This is a genomic window from Neobacillus sp. Soil_C_43 (genome assembly GCF_057656715.1).
Map to the genome: position 1 here is coordinate 373,249 of NZ_JBDGJV010000001.1, position 18,082 is coordinate 391,330.

Genomic DNA, 18,082 nt, shown 5'->3' on the forward strand with positions numbered 1-18,082 from the left:
GGACCTAGCAAGTCCTTTATACAACCTGCTAGGCTTCATGCTTGACTGTTTATTATCATTAATGATGTACAAAATAAAGCCATTGAAAGAGTGACCCGAAAATTTTCCCCAGTACAATCGCCATAATTAAAATGACTAATTCCCCATCCATTCGAATTCTTTTTACAAGGATTGGAAAGACATTTAACACTTCTGTAAGTGCAGCGGCTAACATGCCAACAAACACTCCACCGTATACCCCTAAGAGGATTAGTGTATAAGGCCAAATATGTAATACTGGATCTCTGAGACTGGCTATTACTCCAGTAAGTGCACCGATAACTACCGCCCATTCATATTGTTGGATCATTTTCATCGTTTTGGTAAGCTGCGTTAGCCTTGGAATGACTCCTAATACGGTAAGGAAAGCAACAAATCCTGATCCTACTGCTAATCCACTTGCTATTCCTAAAAAACATACTGCAAGAATTTTAATCGTTATCATGGAGATGCTTCATACTTTCTTTATTTTCATGAATAATCACGTAGTTATCTAAATCCATTTGATAATTAAACATTTCTACTTCAAGAGGACTGGGCTCCTCATTGATTCGTTTCTTAAATACATGATTAAAAAAAAGAATCATTCCAAGACCTAAACCAATGGAATAAGGTATTTGAAATAATAATGGTTTTGCTTCCTTTTTGCCTGTAATAATGGTATATAGCTTTTCTTGTACACTTCTCATACTTACATCATCATGAAAATTCATGATTGCCATTGCTGAACCAAAAAATAAGAGAAACCAGATTAAAAGAAAGAATGGAATGTTTAATCCCTTTTTCTTTACCATTACTTCTATGATGGTTTGAGCTGGCCCAATTGTTTGGACCTCCAGGGATCCAAACTTATTTGTTATCAAATCGATCACTTTCATTACATCAATCACAACAATATTACGATCCATTTCTGTAAGTTGATAGATCATCATAGATTTAAGAGCCGGAAGTAAGGTTTCTGGTGCGATTATTTGGGCTACATCTTTTAATAATATTTTTCCATCAGGCTGGGCTTGTACACGATTCCGCATGCGGATGTAGATTGTTTTCTCCAAAACATTCACTTCCCACACATTTATTTCCTCGTATGTGTAGTATGTTTAAGAATTAAGCATTTCATGTAGGAAAAATAAAAAGACCGTAGGATCATAGATCCATACGGTCTTTCATTTGTTGTAATATCTTTTTCTCAAGTCTTGATACCTGAACCTGTGATATTCCAAGTCTCAGTGCCACTTCTGACTGTGTTTGATCTTTATAGTATCTTAAATAAACAATAAGTCTTTCACGCTCATCCAATTCGCGAATGGCTTCTTTTAAGGCTATTTTATCAAACCATTTCCCTTCATTACCATCATCAATTTGGTCAAGTAATGTAATTGGGTCACCATCATTTTCATATACTGTTTCATGAATGGATGAAGGAGTCCTGCTTGCCTCTTGAGCAAGGATGACATCCTCCGGCGAAAGCTCCAAATGGGCTGAAATTTCATTAACCGTTGGAATCCTTCCAAGTATTTTCGATAATTCATCCTTGGCTTTACGGATTTTATTTCCCATTTCCTTCAGCGACCGGCTGACCTTAACTGTTCCATCATCGCGAATAAATCGTTGGATTTCACCAATTATCATTGGTACAGCATATGTGGAAAACTTAACATCGTAGGAAAGGTCAAACTTATCGACTGATTTTAATAAACCGATACAGCCAATCTGAAACAGGTCATCAGGGTCGTATCCCCTATTAAGAAACCTCTGGACTACTGACCAGACAAGACGCATGTTTTTTTCAACTATTAGATCCCTTGCCTCTTGGTCCCCATCATGGCTCTTTTTAATGAGCTCTTTCACTTCGTGATCCTTTAAATACGTTTGACTTTTTTCGTTCTTGACCTCCACATCCATCGGCAAGTCTCCTTAATTGCAAAGCATTTTGCGGGATTGTAAATGCTTTCGTAATCTAACCTCGGTTCCTCGACCTGGCTGTGAATGAACCTCTACCTCATCCATGAAATTCTCCATGATGGTAAAACCCATACCGGAGCGTTCTAAGTCCGGCTTTGTTGTAAATAATGGCTGACGAGCTTCTTCCACATCAACAATACCTAATCCACTATCTTTTATGGTCATATCAATCAAGCTATTTTCGATAATTACTTGAATCACTACGGTTCCATTCGGATCATTTTCATATCCATGGATAATCGCATTTGTCACGGCTTCAGAAACAACTGTTTTTATTTCAGTTAATTCATCCATTGTCGGATCTAGCTGTGCAATAAACGCGGCAACAGTTACACGGGCAAACGATTCATTTTGACTTAAAGCACTGAATTGAAGATTCATCTCATTCTTCACTCAGGCCACCCCCAATCTTTGCAATGCAAATTCCTCAGTCGGTTCCATTTTGATAATTTTAAATAAACCAGACATATCGAATAATCTTTGTATTGCAGGGGAAATTGCACAAACGACCATTTCACCGTGCACCTGTTTAATTTGTTTGTATCTTCCTAGAATAACCCCTAATCCAGAGCTATCCATAAAAGAGAGGTGTTCTAAATTTAAGACAATATGACGAATTTCATTCTTTTCAATAACCACTGTCGCTTGTTCGCGTAAGTCATCTGCTGTATGGTGATCGAGCTCACCACTTAAGCGAATGCATAATACGTCATGTTTTGTTTCCATATTAATGTTAAGACTCACTATCCCCGTCCTCCTTAATCTGGTATAGTGAGTCAATTCGCTTTTTTGAAGGTAATATCCTTCTTCAATTACAAAACTAGTCGTATTTCGCTAAAAGTAGTTATATAATAGGTTGTTTCGACAGCAGGTTCTATTTACCCGCTTTAGTGAACATTCCAAAGGAACGTTTATAAAGTGTCCACCATCCGGCTTCCTTAACAGCCTTCTTTGCCACTATAGGACTTTCAAGAATAACCTTTCCATCTTTCATCAATTTGATAGTACCTACTTGATCCCCTTTGGCAATTGGAGCCTTAAGATTTTTTGCCATCACAACTGTTTGTTTGACATTTTCAGTCTTTTCACCTTTTTTTGTCAGTAAGGAAAGTGGTTCACTAGTAACTGCTTCAACCGTCTTATCTTTCCCTTTACTTATTTTTGCTTCACCAATGATTTGATTACGTTTAAACATTGGATGTGTTTTATATTGACTAAAGGCATAATCTAGCATTTTAGTTACCTGTGCATTTCTTTCCTTTGATGTAGGAGCACCAAAAACGACAGCAATTACACGCATACCATCCTTTTGTGCGGTTGCGGTTAAACAATACTTTGCTTCAGCCGTAAATCCTGTCTTTAAGCCATCTACACCAGGGTAAAAACGAACTAATTTATTTGTATTAACAAGCCAAAATTTCTTATCCGTATTCTCACGTAAATATGCTTCATACATTCCTGTAAACTTGGTTATATCTTCATATTTGAGCAATTCCTTTGCCATGATTGCCATATCAGCAGCTGTGCTGTAATGTCCACTCACAGGAAGCCCCGTTGTATTTTTAAAGAAAGTATGCTTTAATCCAAGTTCTTTCGCCTTATCATTCATCATATCGACAAATGCTTCTTCAGAACCTGCGATCCTCTCAGCCATAGCAACCGATGCATCATTACCTGACCCGATCGCTATACCTCTTAACATTTCCTTAGTGGTCATTTCTTCGCCAGGTTCAAGGAAAATCTGCGAACCTCCCATTGAAGCAGCGTATTCGCTTGCACGAATTTTTTCATTCCATGTCAGCTTGCCCTTATCAATTGCCTCCATAATTAAGAGCATAGTCATAACTTTAGTCATACTTGCAGGTGGCAGTTCATCCTTACTATTTTTCTCATATAGGACCGCACCTGTATCTCGTTCAATTAATATAGCAGATTTAACATTACTGACAATATCAGCACTTTTCTTTTCTTCAGCAGCAAAAGCAGATGGACCCCACAAACTTGTAAGTAATAAAGATGTCACTAATAAAGAGACAAATCGTTTCATTCGCATAACCCTCCATTCTTTATAGCCTCCATTTTTTCCAAAATAAATTACTTTATACAATTTTTGCCTTTGATTAAATAAAAAAATAGAGGCTGCTCCTTTGGAGTCAGCCTCTATTCGTATAAATTGATTATTGAGTAATTTCTTCATGTACTAGAATTGGTGCTTCTACCTTTGAAGATGAAACTTTGATGTTCTCATAAAGTTTTTCTTTTACTTCGTTTACATCTTCAAAATTACTATAGATAGTTACCAACGATTCACCTTTTTTCACTTGATCCCCAATCTTCTTTCGTAAAACAAGTCCAACAGCAAGGTCGATAACCGATTCCTTCGTTGCTCTTCCTGCTCCAAGTAACATCGCAGCCGTTCCAACCTCATCGGCAACAATTTCTGAAACATACCCATCTTCTTTTGCTTCTAATTCAATAACATACTTAGCCTGTGGCATCTTAGATGGATCATCAACAATGGAAGCATCTCCACCCTGTGAACTTAAGAACACTTTTAATTTATCAAGAGCAGAACCATCCTTGATGACGTTCTCTAGAAGGGTACGTGCCTCTTCTAATGAACTTGCTTTTTCAGCTAAATAAACCATATGACTGCCAAGTGTTAGGCAAAGCTCTGTTAAGTCTTCGGGCCCTTCCCCTTTTAAAGTATCAATTGCTTCTTTTACTTCAAGAGCATTCCCGATTGCATATCCAAGCGGCTGACTCATGTCAGAAATTACTGCCATTGTTCTTCTTCCAACATTGTTTCCAATGCGGACCATTGCTTTAGCTAATTCTCGTGAATCATCAAGTGTTTTCATAAACGCACCGGCACCTGTTTTAACATCAAGTACAATCGCATCCGCACCAGCAGCAATTTTTTTACTCATAATTGAACTTGCAATAAGCGGAATGCTATCAACAGTTGCCGTTACATCTCTAAGGGCATATAACTTTTTATCTGCAGGTGTTAAGTTACCACTTTGACCAATAACCGCAATCTTGTTTTCATTTACAAGATCAATAAATTCTTGATTTTCAATTTCTACATGGAAGCCTTCAACTGCTTCTAATTTATCAATTGTTCCACCCGTGTGACCCAATCCACGACCAGACATTTTAGCAACTGGTACACCTAGTGCAGCAACAAGTGGTCCAAGAACTAGAGTAGTTGTATCACCCACGCCCCCCGTGGAATGTTTATCAACTTTAATTCCCTCAATTTGTGACAAGTCAATCTGATCACCTGACTCAACCATTGCCATTGTTAAATCGGCTCTTTCTTTTTCAGTCATTCCTTTAAAGTAAATAGCCATCGTTAAAGCACTTACTTGATAATCAGGAATTGAACCGTCTGTATATCCTTTTATAATAAACTTAATTTCCTCTGTTGATAATTCCTGACCGTCTCTTTTCTTCTCTATTAAGTCAACCATTCTCATGTTTATCACCACTTCTTTATAGTATCTATTTTTATTTAGCCATACTTTTTACTATTTCTTTTAAATAGCGTAGGAAATCAGCTTTCACTCTTTCTGTTGTTTCAATTACTTCATCATGTGTTAGCGGCTGATCAAGAATTCCTGCAGCCATATTAGATATACATGAAATACCAAGAACCTTCATCCCGCTATGACGCGCTACGATTACCTCAGGAACTGTGGACATTCCGACTGCATCTCCGCCCAATACTCGTGCCATACGAATTTCTGCAGGTGTTTCATAAACAGGTCCTGGATTTCCAAGATAAACCCCTTCTTGAACCTTAATGTTTAAACGGCTAGCGATTTCTTTCGCTGCCGCACGCAATTCTTTTGAATAAGCTTCGGACATATCTGGGAATCGTACACCAAGCTTTGAATCATTTGGTCCAATTAATGGGTTTGTCCCCATATTATTAATGTGGTCGGTAATGATCATTAAATCTCCTGCAGAGAAACTTTCATTTACACCACCTGCTGCATTTGTCACAATTAGCATTTCAACGCCTAATTCTTTCATTACACGAACAGGGAATGTCACTTTATCCATACTATATCCTTCATAGAAATGGAAACGGCCCTGCATAGCTACAACTTCTACTCCACTTAATAAACCAAATACAAGTTGTCCAGCATGTCCTTCAACTGTAGAAATTGGAAAATCGGGTATTTCATTATAAGGAATTTTAACTGGGTTCTCAATTTCATCTGCTAATACACCAAGACCAGAACCTAGGATTAATCCAATTTTCGGTGTATTTGCATATTTTCCCTTCAAAAAAGAAGCCGCATTATTGATTGTTTCGAAGTTCATCCTCTTACTCCTTTTTAAGCTATTCAATATAGCCATTTTTTTATACAACTCATTATTTCAATTCATTTAAAAAGCTTTTTCCATACTTAGGCAGCTTTACACTGAAGTTTTCAGCAACAGTTGCTCCAAGATCAGCAAAGGTTTCTCTCAATGGAATTTCTTTACCCTCAGTCATACTCTTTGAATAGACAAGAAGTGGAACATATTCACGCGTATGGTCTGTACCTGGGGCAACAGGATCATTTCCATGGTCAGCTGTTATCATGAGTAAATCGTCTTCTTTCATTTTTGCAAAAACTTCAGGCAAGCGTGCATCATATTCCTCCAATGCTTTTCCATAGCCCTCAGGATCACGACGGTGACCATATAATGCATCAAAGTCTACAAGGTTTAAAAAGCTGATACCTGTAAAGTCCATATCAAGGGTTTCAACCAGCTTATCCATTCCGTCCATATTAGAGACCGTTCGAAGTGACTTTGTCACTCCTTCTCCGTCATAAATGTCGGAAATTTTTCCGATTGCAATCACATCTAGACCCGCATCTTTCAATTCACTCATTACAGTCCTGTCAAAGGGTTTTAAAGCATAATCATGACGATTGGCTGTACGTTTAAAGTTTCCTGGTTCCCCCAAGAACGGACGGGCAATCACACGACCAACCATATATTTCTCATCAAGTGTCAATTCACGAGCAATTTTACAAATTTTATATTGTTCTTCAATTGGAATAATATCCTCGTGAGCCGCAATTTGTAGTACTGAATCGGCAGAAGTATAGACGATTAAAGCGCCTGTTTTCATATGTTCTTCACCGAGTTCATCTAGAATTTCTGTTCCACTTGCCGGTTTATTCCCGATAATTTTTCTACCCGTGCGTTTTTCCAATTCGGAAACAAGTTCATCCGGAAAACCTTCAGGGAACACACGGAAAGGTGTTTGAATATTTAACCCCATGATTTCCCAATGCCCAGTCATGGTATCCTTTCCATTAGAAGCTTCCATCATTTTAGTGTAGAATGCTAATGGCTTTTCCGCTTTCTCTATGCCTTTCAGTTCACGGATATTACTTAAACCTAACTTACCCATGTAGGGCATGTTCAGTCCATTCATTCTCTCAGCAATATGGCCAAGCGTATCTGATCCTTTATCTCCAAAGCGTTCAGCATCTGGTGCTTCACCAATACCTACTGAATCCATAACAACAATAAAAATTCGTTTATATGTATTTGTAGCCATATGATTCTTCCTCCTTTTATCTATAGAAACCGTTTGCAAATAGTAAAATTACAATACTATGTTTCCCTCTTTAAATTTGGATTATGAAACCTAATAAAATTCTATTTGTCAGAAGTCTGACATCTCTATTTTACTAGATGTTTAGGAAATTACAAGAAAAAGCTACCGAAAATTCCGGTAGCTTTTTGACACTTTTGTGACTTACATACTATCAATCTCTTAAGCCCTAGGATGAAATTTACTATATACATCCTTCAGTCTTGTTTTTGTTACATGGGTATAAATTTGGGTCGTGGAAATATCTGCATGCCCCAACATTTCTTGGACTGCTCTTAAATCTGCCCCATTTTCCAAGAGATGGGTAGCAAAAGAATGTCTGAGTGTGTGCGGAGTCAGTTCCTTTTCTATGCCAGCCTCTTTTGTTAACTTTTTTAATATTTTCCAAAAACCTTGTCTCGTTAACCGCTTTCCCTGATGATTTAAAAACAAAGCCTGCTCCCGGTGTTTTTTTGAAACAAACTGTGGTCTCCCAGTATCTAAATATAGCTTAATGGAATCAGAAGCTGTACGCCCTATAGGTATGATACGTTCCTTATTTCCTTTGCCAATACAACGGACAAATCCCATGGTTAAGTGGACATTTTCAATATCTAAACTAATTAACTCACTAACACGAATCCCTGTTGCGTATAAAAGCTCAAGCATCGCTTTGTCCCTGATTCCATAGTGGTCTTTCTGCTTCGGTGTTTCTAGAAGAACTTCTACTTCCTGCAAACTCAATACCTTTGGCAAAGATTTCTCTAACCTGGGTGTTTCGATTAAAACAGATGGATCCTGATCTGTTGCCTTATCACGTAATAAAAATTGATGAAAGGCTCGAACCGAGGCGATATGCCTTGCCAAAGTCTTAGAGGACTTGCCTTGTTCCTTTAAAAATCCTAAAAAATGTACAATATGAATTCGTTGCACATCATTTAATGATAGGATGGATTCAACATTTTTTAAGTAATGAAGATAGCTTTTTAAATCCCGCTCATAAGACACAATCGTATTCTTAGCCAGCCCTTTTTCCACTATTAAAAAATGCATAAAATCCTTTAATTGATCTTCCATCACATTACTCCCCATTTAAATAAAACAACATCAGCCGATCTAACAAGGAAGAACTTTCTTCTTCTACTGCATTAGACACTTTCAGTGCAGATCCTTCCGGTTCATCATAGCGATGATAATTTTGATATTCTTCAGATACCCACATGATACCATAATAAAAGAGAATCGTGCACCCAGTGAAAAGGATAAAAACCTTTATTGTTTGTAGTGCTACTTTAATAAAAGACATCTATCTTCCCCCCATTAATGATTACTAGTAAAAGCTATGCCAGAATGTACAAGTTTTATACCTAGTCTCTATTAATAGGGGGAATTATTTCTTCTTTTTAGTCTTCTATTAAAAGAAGGCAATGTTAAACTTTCCTGTTGATTTCCGCTCCAGGCGCTTCGCTTTCCGTGGGCGTTTCGGCGAGCCTCCTCGGCGCTCACGCCTGCGGGGTCTCCCCTGAACCGTACTCCCACAGGAGTCTTCGCGCCTTCCGCTCCAATCAACAGAGTGTAAAAATCAGCAATGTTCTTTAACACAGCCAAAAAGAAAAAGCCCCTTTCAGTAAAAAAGGACTTTTTTATGTTATTCAGTTTTTTCTTCTTTTTCTTTATCTTGGCAACGGTAACAGATTCCATGGAAGGTCAGTCGATGGTCTTTAATTTTAAAATTCCATCTGCGTTCTACAACCTCTTCCACATCTTCTAATAAATCTTCCTGAATTTCATCAACAGCTCCACATTCAATACAAACAAGATGATGGTGAAAATGTGCCGCACCTTCCTGACGAAGATCATAGCGGGAAACACCGTCACCAAAGTTAATTTTATCAACAATTTTTAGTTCTGTTAGCAATTCGAGTGTTCGGTAAACAGTTGCTAAACCAATTTCAGGCGATTTTTCTTTTACGAGGAGGTACACATCTTCTGCACTTAAATGATCCTCTTCATTTTCTAGCAAAACTCGAACGGTTGACTCACGCTGAGGTGTTAATTTATAACTCGCTGAATGCAACTGTTTCTTTATTCTCTCAATTCTAGTTTCCATCCTGAATGCCCTCCCTCGCCACTGTTAATTCTCATTATAACAGATGAGAAAAGAGAGTCAAAATAAAATTATTATAAACAACAGTTTATAATAATTATTAATTAGTTATTATTTTAAAACCCCTGAACTAACCACAGTTTTCATTAGCCAGGGAGATAAAAAAGCTTCAATTCCTGAGGCAGCAGAAATAAAGATGACTGCTGCAATCAAAGCAATAATGTATCTTTTAAAAAACGGCATAATTGGCTGGGCATATTTTTTCATAAATTGTTTTTTAATCATTCTAAGTGAGAAAATCACTGATAAAGCGGCCATTATGATAAACACTGGAATGATAATCAAATTCTGCGGCAAGATAGAAACAAAGGCTAACATAAACCCATTCCACCCCATTTGACTAACTAGAAAACCAACCGTAAACCCAACAACCATCCCCTTAATAAATAAGAGAATGAGAATGACCGGTAAACCAATAATTGAGATTCCTAATATCCACATAAGCCCTATAAACTTACTGTTATGAAAGAAGCTTTGTAAAAATAAATCATTGTCTTCTGATACTTTTCCATCAGAGACTTGTCCAAAAAATTGTGATAAATAATAGAATAAATCTTCCTTTTGTGTAATACTCATGCTATTTACGACAATTGCTCCAAAAATAACTCCCATTAGAAACAGAATGACAATAAATAAAAAAATTGAGGAGTGCTCACGGAAATAACTAGCGGCATCGGACTGGTACAATCGTTTTTTCATCTGCGTTCCTCCTACTAAACTTGAATCGATTAATACATTCTATGCCAGTCTAGTATTTCTATGACCAAATTTTAATAGATTTAATGTAAAAACCCGCCTCTCCTCTAGCTGACGGGTTTCACCTTGTTAATCTGCAATCTTTCCGTATTTTCCGCCTCCGCCAGCAGAAAGGTTTATCTTTCCTTCTCTAGCTTTCATAATCAGTTCGGCGATTTTTGGTGTGACAATCTCTTTTAGTGCCTCGTAAGGAACTTCATGCAAAATTGCCATTTCACTCCCAAAATGATTCACAAGCTTCTCGAGTAAGCGGGGCCCGAGACCGGGAATAAATTCGAGCGGCACTTGATGGACATACGGAGGCCGCCACACTGGACTTGCTTCTGCAGTTTTAAGTTCAAGAATCCGATCAGCAACTCCTTTGATGAACTTGTTACTCCCACAATGTGTACAAAGTTGCTCATCATTTTGGGCAGAATGGAGACATTCCATGCAAACTGTCTTATGATATTTTCCAAGTAATGGATCTAGTCCATAGTTGGCGACAATTTTCCGACCATCGATACCTTTTAATGCTTTTTGCAGCTCTTGGAAAGTGGGCTTCTCCATCGCGATTACTTGATATTCACGTGCAATTTTGGCGAGCGAGTGGGCATCAGAATTTGTTACAAAGGTATAATTGTGTAATTCCTTTAATTGATCCGCCATACTGGTATCTGAGCTTAATCCAAGTTCGATTCCATCGATCAACTCGGGATCCAACACCTCCGTTAATGACTGGGTCACTCCTTTACCATATAGACTTTTGAATGGCGTAAAAACATGAGCAGGAATAAAGATTCCACCTAACTCTTTTACCTTCTTTTGCAATACAAGACCTGATACATAAATTCGTTGAGAACTTAACTGAATATTTTTCAAGTGACCAGAAAGCCACGAAGAGAACTCCCTCATGACAGAAAGGTTTGGAAAATAACAAAGCAAGTGAATGGGGCCTTTACATTGTTCATCATAAATCTCCAATTCTGAACCAGGAATAACGGTTAAATCTCCAAACACTAAGCCGCCTTCCGGATGTTCAATCACATCTCCAGTTTGAATAAGACTTTCCATCTCAAGAATCACTTCGGGTGAATGACTATCAATAATTCCAATCATATTCAGCCCTTTTTCATGTCTTGCATGGTCAATGATATTAGTAAACGTAAGCGATTTAGCACCTGTAATTTTAACAGGCTTCCCCTTCCACGTTCGCCCGATATGAATATGTAGATCTACATAGTAGCGGTTCATTTATTTTTCAACGCCTCTTGTAATTGTAAGTATTGGACAGCAAAAATTGTTTTCGCATCATAAATCTTTTGCTTTTGCACATATTGTTGCGCTTCTTCGAGCGTCAATTCTTCTAAATTAACAAATTCATCCTCGTCAAGGGCCGCTGAATTTTCCTTTTTGGTTAGTCCTGTTGCAAGATATACATGAACGATTTCATCCGCAAATCCTGGCGATGTATAAAAGGAAGTGAGTAACTCCAAGCTTTCACATTCGTACCCTGTTTCTTCTTCTAACTCTCGACGAGCACAAATCGCGGGTTCTTCTCCCTTTTCGAGCTTTCCTGCTGGAATTTCCACAATGGTTCTTTCTAACGCTTTCCGGTATTGCTCAACCATGACCACTTTCTTGTCATCCGTAATTGCTAGTATTGCCACAGCTCCCGGATGTTTAATAATTTCTCTTTTGCTCTGCTTGCCGTTCGGAAGCTCCACATCCTGCAAATGAAGACTGATTACTTTTCCTGAAAAGATTTCTTCGCTATGGAGCGTTTTTTCTTCGAGATTACTCATAAAGGTCACTCCTGTTCTATTCCTATATTCTGCTCATACATTTTACCATACTTTAATTGGGGGAGTATGGGATGAAAGTGTATGTGCATGAAAAGGGAATCATTCTTGTTGGCAAAGGCTGGGAGATTGTACAAAAGCTCAAGGAGTATAACAAGGAATACATTACTGTATCTGACTGGGTTAAAAATGTACCACAAAAATAACACCTCTCGTTTGTAGTCTGTCCTTTTCTTTACTAAAATGATAGAAAAGGACGGGGTGATTTTTTGAAAAAAAGGCAGGTAGGAAAATCCGATTTATTTGTAACTGAACTTGGTCTTGGCTGTATGTCCATTGGCACGGAGGAGAAGGCTGCAAGATCTATTATTGAAGCGGCACTTGAAGAAGGCATTAATTATTTTGATACAGCGGATTTATATGATTTTGGCGATAATGAACAACTAGTAGGCAAGGCCTTAAAAGACGTCCGCGAACAAATAATTATTGCAACGAAGGTTGGTAACCGTTGGCACAAGGAGCGAACTGGCTGGTCATGGGATCCTTCTAAGGCGTATATTAAGGAAGAAGTAAAAAACAGTCTAAAGCGTATAGGTACAGATTATATTGATCTTTATCAATTGCATGGCGGTACCCTTGATGACCCGATTGATGAAACCATCGAAGCATTTGAGGAACTAAAAGCAGAAGGCTTCATTCGCTATTATGGCCTATCATCCATTCGACCGAATGTGATAAGGGAATACGTAAAAAAGTCTAGTATCGTATCTGTGATGATGCAGTACAGCATACTTGACCGCAGACCGGAAGAAACAGTATTCCCTCTTCTTCATGAGAATGGAATTAGCGTTGTCACTCGCGGACCTCTTGCAAAGGGACTGTTAAGCGATAATCTGCTTGATAAGGCTTCTGAAAAAGGGTACTTAGACTATACTCTTGAAGAACTACAGGACATTTTGCCAGTGTTGAAGAAGAAAGTGGCTTCGTCCCGTTCATTTACGGAGGTTGCCCTTCAGTATAATCTAGCTAACCCGGCAGTTGCCTCTGTTGTGGCTGGTGCCAGCAGCACCGACCAAATTAAGAGAAATGCAAATGCAGTTAGAAGCCAACCGCTGACAAATGAAGAAATAAGGATAATTAGAGAACTAGCAAAAGCTAATATTTATAATGAACACCGTTAAAAAGGGAGAGCATCCGCTCCCCCTTTTATTTAAACTCCTTCCAATTCATCCCGCTCTCATTTAATAGTTCTTCAAACGATTTGTTTTTTTCCTTCAATCTTCGCTCTTCCCGCTTTCGCTGTTCTTCCGCCTCTTTTCTTTTTTCTTCCTCTGCCTTTAACTGATCCTGCTGTTCTTTTAACTGCTTTATTAAATTGGGATTGATTAAATCTTTTAATGTTACGGCTGAATCATCTTTTTTTGGAGCCGCTTGCCTTGTTTGCTTTGATTTCTTTTTCATTCTAACTTCCCCTTAATTATTTTTTTACTGCCTGTTAAAATTGTCTGTTGATTTCCGCTCCAGGCGCTTCGCTTTCCGCGGGCGTTCTGGGAGCCTCCTCGTCGCTCACTCCTGCGGGGTCTCCCATGACCGCTACTCCTGCAGGAGTCTTCGCACCTTCCGCTCCAATCAACAGTTGTCTAAAATTAACATAATGCTTTAACATAGCCATTTTATTAATAGTATATCATCACTTTTTAAATCCCTACAAAAAAGCAGGCTGTCCGTTTGAACAACCTGCTTCCACTATTAATAAGCTTCTAGTTTCACATTTTCATCCACATGTAAGGTGGCTTCTGTTGAATTAACAACATCCTCGACAGTAAAACCTTCGGCAACCTCCACGAGCCTTAGCCCGGAGTCTGTTACATCCATGACTGCGCGCTCAGTAATAATCCGGTTGACTACCCCTTTTCCCGTTAACGGAAGAGTACACTGTTTTAAAATTTTCGATTCGCCTTTTTTATTTACATGCTCCATGATGACGATAATCTTTCGAGCCCCATGAACAAGGTCCATGGCTCCACCCATACCTTTAATCATCTTTCCAGGTATCATCCAGTTTGCCAGGTCCCCAGTTTCAGATACTTCCATTCCACCAAGAATCGCTATATTGACATGACCACCACGGATCATAGCAAATGATTCAGCACTGTCAAAATAAGCTGCACCAGCAATTGCCGTTACCGTTTCCTTGCCTGCATTAATTAGATCAGGGTCCACCTCTTCTTTATGTGGATATGGACCGATACCAAGCAGTCCATTTTCTGATTGCAGGACAACCTGTTTATCCGCTGTCATATAATTGGCTACAAGGGTAGGCATTCCGATCCCTAGGTTTACATAAAAGCCGTTTTCTATTTCTTTCTCTGCCCTAATCGCAATTCTCTCTCTGACAGAGACTTTTTCATTCGCCATTCAAGTTCTCTCCCTTCACCAACTCTAGTTTCTAACGGTTAGTCTCTCTATTCGCTTTTCTTGAGTTCCTTCAATAATCGTTTGAACATATATACTTGGGGTATGGATGAAGTTAGCATCCAATTCACCAATTTCATAAAGGGTTTCCACTTCTGCAATCGTCACTTTACCCGCTGCTGCGATCATCGGATTAAAGTTTCGTGCTGTCTTGTGGTAAACAAGATTTCCCATTTTGTCCCCTTTCCATGCCCTAACCAAGCTAAAATCTGCTGTCAGTGCTTCTTCTAAAAGGTACTCTCTTCCGTTAAAAACCTTTGTTTCTTTCCCATCAGCTATCGGTGTTCCTACCCCGGCAGGAGTATAGAATGCTGGGATACCAGCGCCACCCGCCCGAATTTTTTCAGCTAATGTTCCCTGTGGTGTTAGTTCTACCTCAAGTTCACCTGTTAACACTTGTCTTTCAAACTCTTTATTTTCCCCTACATAGGAGCCAATCATTTTTTTGATTTGTCTATTATTTAATAGGAGTCCTAAGCCCCACTCATCAATTCCACAGTTGTTAGAAATGACCGTTAAATCCTTCACTCCTTTTTCAGCTAAGGCTAAAATGAGATTCTCCGGAATACCACATAGGCCAAATCCTCCAACCATTAACGTAGCTCCATCATGAATATCAGCAACCGCATCCTGGAAGGATGTACAAATTTTCTTCATCTTTGCTCTCTCTCCCTCAAATGTTTTACGCTAACTCTACAATTGTTGCTACCCCTTGACCCCCGCCAATACAAAGCGTAGCTAAGCCATTTTTCGCATTTCTTCTTTTCATCTCATGAATTAAGGTGACGAGAATTCTCGCGCCGCTTGCCCCAATTGGATGTCCAAGTGCAATAGCCCCGCCGTTCACGTTTAAAATTTCTTTATTAAAATGAAGTTCTCGGTCTACAGCCAGCGATTGGGCCGCAAAGGCTTCGTTTGCCTCAATTAGGTTCACATCCTCCATTGAAACGGAAGCTTTTTCAAGAGCCTTTCTCACTGCTGGTACTGGTCCAATTCCCATTATACTTGGGTCTACCCCTGCACTTGCATTGGCTTTTATCGTTACTAAAGGTTTAAGCCCTAGCTCATCTGCCTTTTTCTTACTCATTACTACAACAGCTGCTGCTCCATCATTGATTCCAGAAGCATTCCCTGCCGTTACACTGCCGTCCTTTTTAAAAGCAGGACGTAATCCCGCCAACTTCTCTGCAGTTGTTCCTTTTTTCGGGTATTCATCTGTGTCAAAAACAATAGGTTCCCCTTTGCGTTGCGGAATGACAACCTTTACGATTTCATCTTTAAATCTACCTGCTTCAATAGCCTCAACTGCCTTCGCCTGACTCCACGCCGAAAATTCATCCTGCTCTTCTCTTGTAATGGAATATTTACTTGCTAAATTTTCAGCTGTAATCCCCATGTGATAATCATTAAACACACATGTAAGACCGTCCGAGGTCAAGGTGTCGACTAGCTTTTGGTCACCCATTTTAAAGCCATCACGGGCATTTTTTAATAGGTATGGTGCCTGGCTCATATTTTCCATTCCGCCTGCAACCACAATGTCAGCATCTCCCGCCAAAATTGCCTGTGTTGCTAAGTGAACTGCCTTTAACCCCGAACCACAAACCTTATTAATCGTCATCGAGGAAACGCTTTCAGGAATTCCCGCTTGAATAGCCGCCTGTCTTGCTGGGTTTTGCCCTAGCCCTGCTTGGAGCACATTTCCCATAATCACTTCATCCACTAGTTCAGGCTTAACTCCTGCCGCTTCAAGCGCCCCTTTAATCACTGTTGCTCCAAGTTCAGGTGCGGATACATTTTTTAAACTACCGTTAAAATTTCCTAATGCGGTACGTACAGCACTGACAATTACTACTTCTGTTTGGCTCATTTCCGTTCTCCCCTCTACCTCTTTTCATTTACTATTTCTAGTTAAATACAGAAATTCCTCTTATTTTGTCAAAATTTCTATTATTCTTGATTTTTTGATTTTACCACCTCTACAATGAAAGTATGAATTGTTTGGAGGGAAAATGATGCTAAGTTTACCTAAAAAAGTGACGATTATCGAGGTTGGCCCTCGAGATGGACTGCAGAATGAAAAGTTATTTGTACCAACTGATATCAAAAAACAATTTATTTCTGGACTGAGGAATGCTGGACTAGAGGAAATGGAGTTGACTTCGTTTGTGTCTCCAAAATGGGTGCCACAAATGGGAGACGCCCCAGAAATTGTTGCAGACTGCCTTGATGGAAGCGCGAGAAACTTTGTCCTTGCTCCAAACCGTAAAGGAATTGATCGAGTGTATTCTACTGATTGCAAGGCCGTAGCCGTATTTGTTGGTGTCAGCAACAGTTTTAATCTAAAAAACATCAACAAAACAACGCAGGATAGTATGGAAGAGCTTAAACCGATCATCCAGGAGCTAAAAGAAAAAAATTATTTTGTCCGTGCTTGTATTTCGACCGCCTTCTATTGTCCGTATGAAGGGAAAATGGATGAAAAAGAAACAATAAAGCTATGTTCTGAATTTGTAAAGGCCGGAGTGGATGAATTGAGTGTTGCGGATACCATTGGCATGGCCGCACCGAATGAAGCGTATTCCTTGTTTTCACAGTTAAAAGATGCGTTTTCTGAAACCATGCTAACCGCCCATTTTCATGACACCCGAAAGCTTGCACTCGCGAACATTTTCGCTTCCCTTCAAGTAGGAATTGATCGATTTGATACATCGGCTGGCGGTCTTGGCGGCTGCCCATTCGCTCCTGGTGCTGCAGGAAACGCAGCCACGGAGGATGTAGTGTATATGCTTGAACGGATGGGAATTGACACAGGTGTAAGCTTGGAGAAACTCCTTGATGCTATTGAGATCGTGCGTCCACATCTTTCAAGACCCATCGAAAGCAGTTATTATCGCCTTCATGCTCAAACTGTCTAAAATCTAATCTCGTTTTTCGTGAATAATCGGTCTTCTGGTAATCCATCTTAATAATTGAGACCACCTTGAAGGGAGACTAGATTTTATGAGCCAAAAGCGGGACAAAGGTAACAGTCAAAGCGGGAAAAATTATGCAGATACAGCTGGTGGCGGCAAACGGATGATTGCTGCCGAGGAACTCGAAAAAGCACTACATCCAACGAAAAGACAGAATTCTGAGCAATAAGAAAAGCGGAAGCGTCTTGTTCAGCCCCGACAGGCAAATGTTCTTCGGCGAGAAAAGTCCGCATTTTGACTTTTCTTGCCGAAGGTTATTTGACCCCGAGGGGCTAGACGCTGCAGCTAGACAGTTATCAAAGTTCAAAGAATCAAT

The 18,082-nt window shown here is 39.3% G+C and carries 23 protein-coding genes; 4 read left to right on the plus strand and 19 right to left on the minus strand.

From position 1 onward, the window contains the following. Positions 1–58: 58 nt before the first annotated feature. The 15 genes from AC3A54_RS01965 to AC3A54_RS02035 form a co-directional block, all read right to left on the minus strand. Positions 59–481: a stage V sporulation protein AB gene (locus AC3A54_RS01965; RefSeq protein ID WP_308084134.1), complete on the minus strand. Its 423-nt coding sequence runs from the start codon at positions 479–481 to the stop codon at positions 59–61. After that, the gene (locus AC3A54_RS01970; RefSeq protein WP_487653175.1) at positions 471–1,094 is read right to left on the minus strand and encodes a stage V sporulation protein AA; all 624 of its coding nucleotides are present in this window, start codon (positions 1,092–1,094) and stop codon (positions 471–473) included. Before AC3A54_RS01970 ends, AC3A54_RS01965 begins: the two co-directional genes overlap by 11 nt. Before the next feature lie 91 nt (positions 1,095–1,185). Then, on the minus strand, positions 1,186–1,944 hold the full coding sequence (gene sigF / locus AC3A54_RS01975; RefSeq protein ID WP_487653176.1) for an RNA polymerase sporulation sigma factor SigF: 759 nt from the start codon (positions 1,942–1,944) through the stop codon (positions 1,186–1,188). Between the two features lie 12 nt (positions 1,945–1,956). Further along, entirely contained in the window at positions 1,957–2,397 is a 441-nt protein-coding gene (spoIIAB, locus tag AC3A54_RS01980; RefSeq protein WP_308083312.1) for an anti-sigma F factor, read from the minus strand. Beyond that, positions 2,398–2,748, minus strand: coding sequence for an anti-sigma F factor antagonist (spoIIAA, locus tag AC3A54_RS01985; RefSeq protein ID WP_308083311.1), 351 nt, complete (start codon positions 2,746–2,748; stop codon positions 2,398–2,400). 130 nt (positions 2,749–2,878) lie between these two features. Then, positions 2,879–4,051 (minus strand): D-alanyl-D-alanine carboxypeptidase family protein, encoded by a 1,173-nt coding sequence (locus AC3A54_RS01990; protein WP_308083310.1) that lies wholly within the window; start codon positions 4,049–4,051, stop codon positions 2,879–2,881. Between the two features lie 130 nt (positions 4,052–4,181). Continuing rightward, entirely contained in the window at positions 4,182–5,486 is a 1,305-nt protein-coding gene (locus AC3A54_RS01995) for a pyrimidine-nucleoside phosphorylase (protein WP_487653177.1), read from the minus strand. 31 nt (positions 5,487–5,517) lie between these two features. Then, a complete protein-coding gene (locus tag AC3A54_RS02000; RefSeq protein ID WP_487653178.1) occupies positions 5,518–6,339 on the minus strand; it encodes a purine-nucleoside phosphorylase in 822 nt (273 codons plus the stop codon). A gap of 52 nt (positions 6,340–6,391) precedes the next feature. Beyond that, a complete protein-coding gene (gene deoB / locus AC3A54_RS02005; RefSeq protein WP_487653179.1) occupies positions 6,392–7,576 on the minus strand; it encodes a phosphopentomutase in 1,185 nt (394 codons plus the stop codon). Between the two features lie 219 nt (positions 7,577–7,795). Further along, positions 7,796–8,689, minus strand: coding sequence for a site-specific tyrosine recombinase XerD (xerD, locus tag AC3A54_RS02010; RefSeq protein WP_308083306.1), 894 nt, complete (start codon positions 8,687–8,689; stop codon positions 7,796–7,798). Positions 8,690–8,693: 4 nt separating this feature from the next. Then, positions 8,694–8,918: a YqzK family protein gene (locus tag AC3A54_RS02015; RefSeq protein WP_308083305.1), complete on the minus strand. Its 225-nt coding sequence runs from the start codon at positions 8,916–8,918 to the stop codon at positions 8,694–8,696. Between the two features lie 342 nt (positions 8,919–9,260). After that, positions 9,261–9,722, minus strand: coding sequence for a ferric iron uptake transcriptional regulator (gene fur, locus AC3A54_RS02020; RefSeq protein WP_308083304.1), 462 nt, complete (start codon positions 9,720–9,722; stop codon positions 9,261–9,263). A gap of 108 nt (positions 9,723–9,830) precedes the next feature. Next, positions 9,831–10,478, minus strand: coding sequence for a stage II sporulation protein M (spoIIM, locus tag AC3A54_RS02025; protein WP_487653180.1), 648 nt, complete (start codon positions 10,476–10,478; stop codon positions 9,831–9,833). 126 nt (positions 10,479–10,604) lie between these two features. Next, the gene (locus AC3A54_RS02030; protein ID WP_487653181.1) at positions 10,605–11,768 is read right to left on the minus strand and encodes an endonuclease Q family protein; all 1,164 of its coding nucleotides are present in this window, start codon (positions 11,766–11,768) and stop codon (positions 10,605–10,607) included. Further along, positions 11,765–12,319, minus strand: coding sequence for an NUDIX hydrolase (locus AC3A54_RS02035; RefSeq protein WP_335529140.1), 555 nt, complete (start codon positions 12,317–12,319; stop codon positions 11,765–11,767). Before AC3A54_RS02035 ends, AC3A54_RS02030 begins: the two co-directional genes overlap by 4 nt. Positions 12,320–12,390: 71 nt before the next feature. Here AC3A54_RS02035 and mciZ point away from each other — a divergent pair, with 71 nt between their 5' ends. Both mciZ and AC3A54_RS02045 read left to right on the plus strand, forming a co-directional pair. Continuing rightward, a complete protein-coding gene (gene mciZ / locus AC3A54_RS02040) occupies positions 12,391–12,522 on the plus strand; it encodes a Z-ring formation inhibitor MciZ (RefSeq protein ID WP_335529142.1) in 132 nt (43 codons plus the stop codon). Positions 12,523–12,585: 63 nt separating this feature from the next. After that, positions 12,586–13,497 carry an aldo/keto reductase gene (locus AC3A54_RS02045; RefSeq protein WP_487653182.1) on the plus strand — a complete coding sequence of 304 codons (912 nt, stop codon included), beginning with the start codon at positions 12,586–12,588 and terminating at the stop codon, positions 13,495–13,497. 25 nt (positions 13,498–13,522) lie between these two features. On the opposite strand, the gene AC3A54_RS02050 is transcribed toward AC3A54_RS02045, so the two are convergent. The 4 genes from AC3A54_RS02050 to AC3A54_RS02065 all read right to left on the minus strand — a co-directional run bounded on the left by AC3A54_RS02050 (position 13,523) and on the right by AC3A54_RS02065 (position 16,661). Beyond that, positions 13,523–13,777 carry a YqkE family protein gene (locus tag AC3A54_RS02050; protein ID WP_335529150.1) on the minus strand — a complete coding sequence of 85 codons (255 nt, stop codon included), beginning with the start codon at positions 13,775–13,777 and terminating at the stop codon, positions 13,523–13,525. A 288-nt stretch (positions 13,778–14,065) separates the two neighbouring features. Then, positions 14,066–14,734 carry a 3-oxoacid CoA-transferase subunit B gene (locus AC3A54_RS02055; RefSeq protein ID WP_335529153.1) on the minus strand — a complete coding sequence of 223 codons (669 nt, stop codon included), beginning with the start codon at positions 14,732–14,734 and terminating at the stop codon, positions 14,066–14,068. 24 nt (positions 14,735–14,758) lie between these two features. Further along, the gene (locus AC3A54_RS02060) at positions 14,759–15,448 is read right to left on the minus strand and encodes a CoA transferase subunit A (RefSeq protein ID WP_308083295.1); all 690 of its coding nucleotides are present in this window, start codon (positions 15,446–15,448) and stop codon (positions 14,759–14,761) included. Between the two features lie 25 nt (positions 15,449–15,473). Beyond that, positions 15,474–16,661 (minus strand): acetyl-CoA C-acetyltransferase, encoded by a 1,188-nt coding sequence (locus AC3A54_RS02065; protein ID WP_487653183.1) that lies wholly within the window; start codon positions 16,659–16,661, stop codon positions 15,474–15,476. Positions 16,662–16,803: 142 nt separating this feature from the next. Here AC3A54_RS02065 and AC3A54_RS02070 point away from each other — a divergent pair, with 142 nt between their 5' ends. Both AC3A54_RS02070 and AC3A54_RS02075 read left to right on the plus strand, forming a co-directional pair. Next, entirely contained in the window at positions 16,804–17,709 is a 906-nt protein-coding gene (locus AC3A54_RS02070) for a hydroxymethylglutaryl-CoA lyase (protein WP_487653184.1), read from the plus strand. Positions 17,710–17,794: 85 nt separating this feature from the next. Beyond that, positions 17,795–17,935 carry a hypothetical protein gene (locus tag AC3A54_RS02075; protein WP_007084956.1) on the plus strand — a complete coding sequence of 47 codons (141 nt, stop codon included), beginning with the start codon at positions 17,795–17,797 and terminating at the stop codon, positions 17,933–17,935. The last annotated feature ends 147 nt before the right edge of the window (positions 17,936–18,082 follow it).

Bases quoted from the DNA above. Each gene is read 5' to 3' on its own strand.
- sigF (WP_487653176.1), bottom strand. From the start codon at position 1,944: ATGGATGTGGAGGTCAAGAACGAAAAAAGTCAAACGTATTTAAAGGAT.
- AC3A54_RS01990 (WP_308083310.1), bottom strand. From the start codon at position 4,051: ATGAAACGATTTGTCTCTTTATTAGTGACATCTTTATTACTTACAAGT.
- AC3A54_RS01995 (WP_487653177.1), bottom strand. From the start codon at position 5,486: ATGAGAATGGTTGACTTAATAGAGAAGAAAAGAGACGGTCAGGAATTA.
- AC3A54_RS02000 (WP_487653178.1), bottom strand. From the start codon at position 6,339: ATGAACTTCGAAACAATCAATAATGCGGCTTCTTTTTTGAAGGGAAAA.
- deoB (WP_487653179.1), bottom strand. From the start codon at position 7,576: ATGGCTACAAATACATATAAACGAATTTTTATTGTTGTTATGGATTCA.
- xerD (WP_308083306.1), bottom strand. From the start codon at position 8,689: ATGGAAGATCAATTAAAGGATTTTATGCATTTTTTAATAGTGGAAAAA.
- AC3A54_RS02015 (WP_308083305.1), bottom strand. From the start codon at position 8,918: ATGTCTTTTATTAAAGTAGCACTACAAACAATAAAGGTTTTTATCCTT.
- fur (WP_308083304.1), bottom strand. From the start codon at position 9,722: ATGGAAACTAGAATTGAGAGAATAAAGAAACAGTTGCATTCAGCGAGT.
- spoIIM (WP_487653180.1), bottom strand. From the start codon at position 10,478: ATGAAAAAACGATTGTACCAGTCCGATGCCGCTAGTTATTTCCGTGAG.
- AC3A54_RS02030 (WP_487653181.1), bottom strand. From the start codon at position 11,768: ATGAACCGCTACTATGTAGATCTACATATTCATATCGGGCGAACGTGG.
- AC3A54_RS02035 (WP_335529140.1), bottom strand. From the start codon at position 12,319: ATGAGTAATCTCGAAGAAAAAACGCTCCATAGCGAAGAAATCTTTTCA.
- mciZ (WP_335529142.1), top strand. From the start codon at position 12,391: ATGAAAGTGTATGTGCATGAAAAGGGAATCATTCTTGTTGGCAAAGGC.
- AC3A54_RS02050 (WP_335529150.1), bottom strand. From the start codon at position 13,777: ATGAAAAAGAAATCAAAGCAAACAAGGCAAGCGGCTCCAAAAAAAGAT.
- AC3A54_RS02055 (WP_335529153.1), bottom strand. From the start codon at position 14,734: ATGGCGAATGAAAAAGTCTCTGTCAGAGAGAGAATTGCGATTAGGGCA.
- AC3A54_RS02060 (WP_308083295.1), bottom strand. From the start codon at position 15,448: ATGAAGAAAATTTGTACATCCTTCCAGGATGCGGTTGCTGATATTCAT.
- AC3A54_RS02065 (WP_487653183.1), bottom strand. From the start codon at position 16,661: ATGAGCCAAACAGAAGTAGTAATTGTCAGTGCTGTACGTACCGCATTA.
- AC3A54_RS02070 (WP_487653184.1), top strand. From the start codon at position 16,804: ATGATGCTAAGTTTACCTAAAAAAGTGACGATTATCGAGGTTGGCCCT.
- AC3A54_RS02075 (WP_007084956.1), top strand. From the start codon at position 17,795: ATGAGCCAAAAGCGGGACAAAGGTAACAGTCAAAGCGGGAAAAATTAT.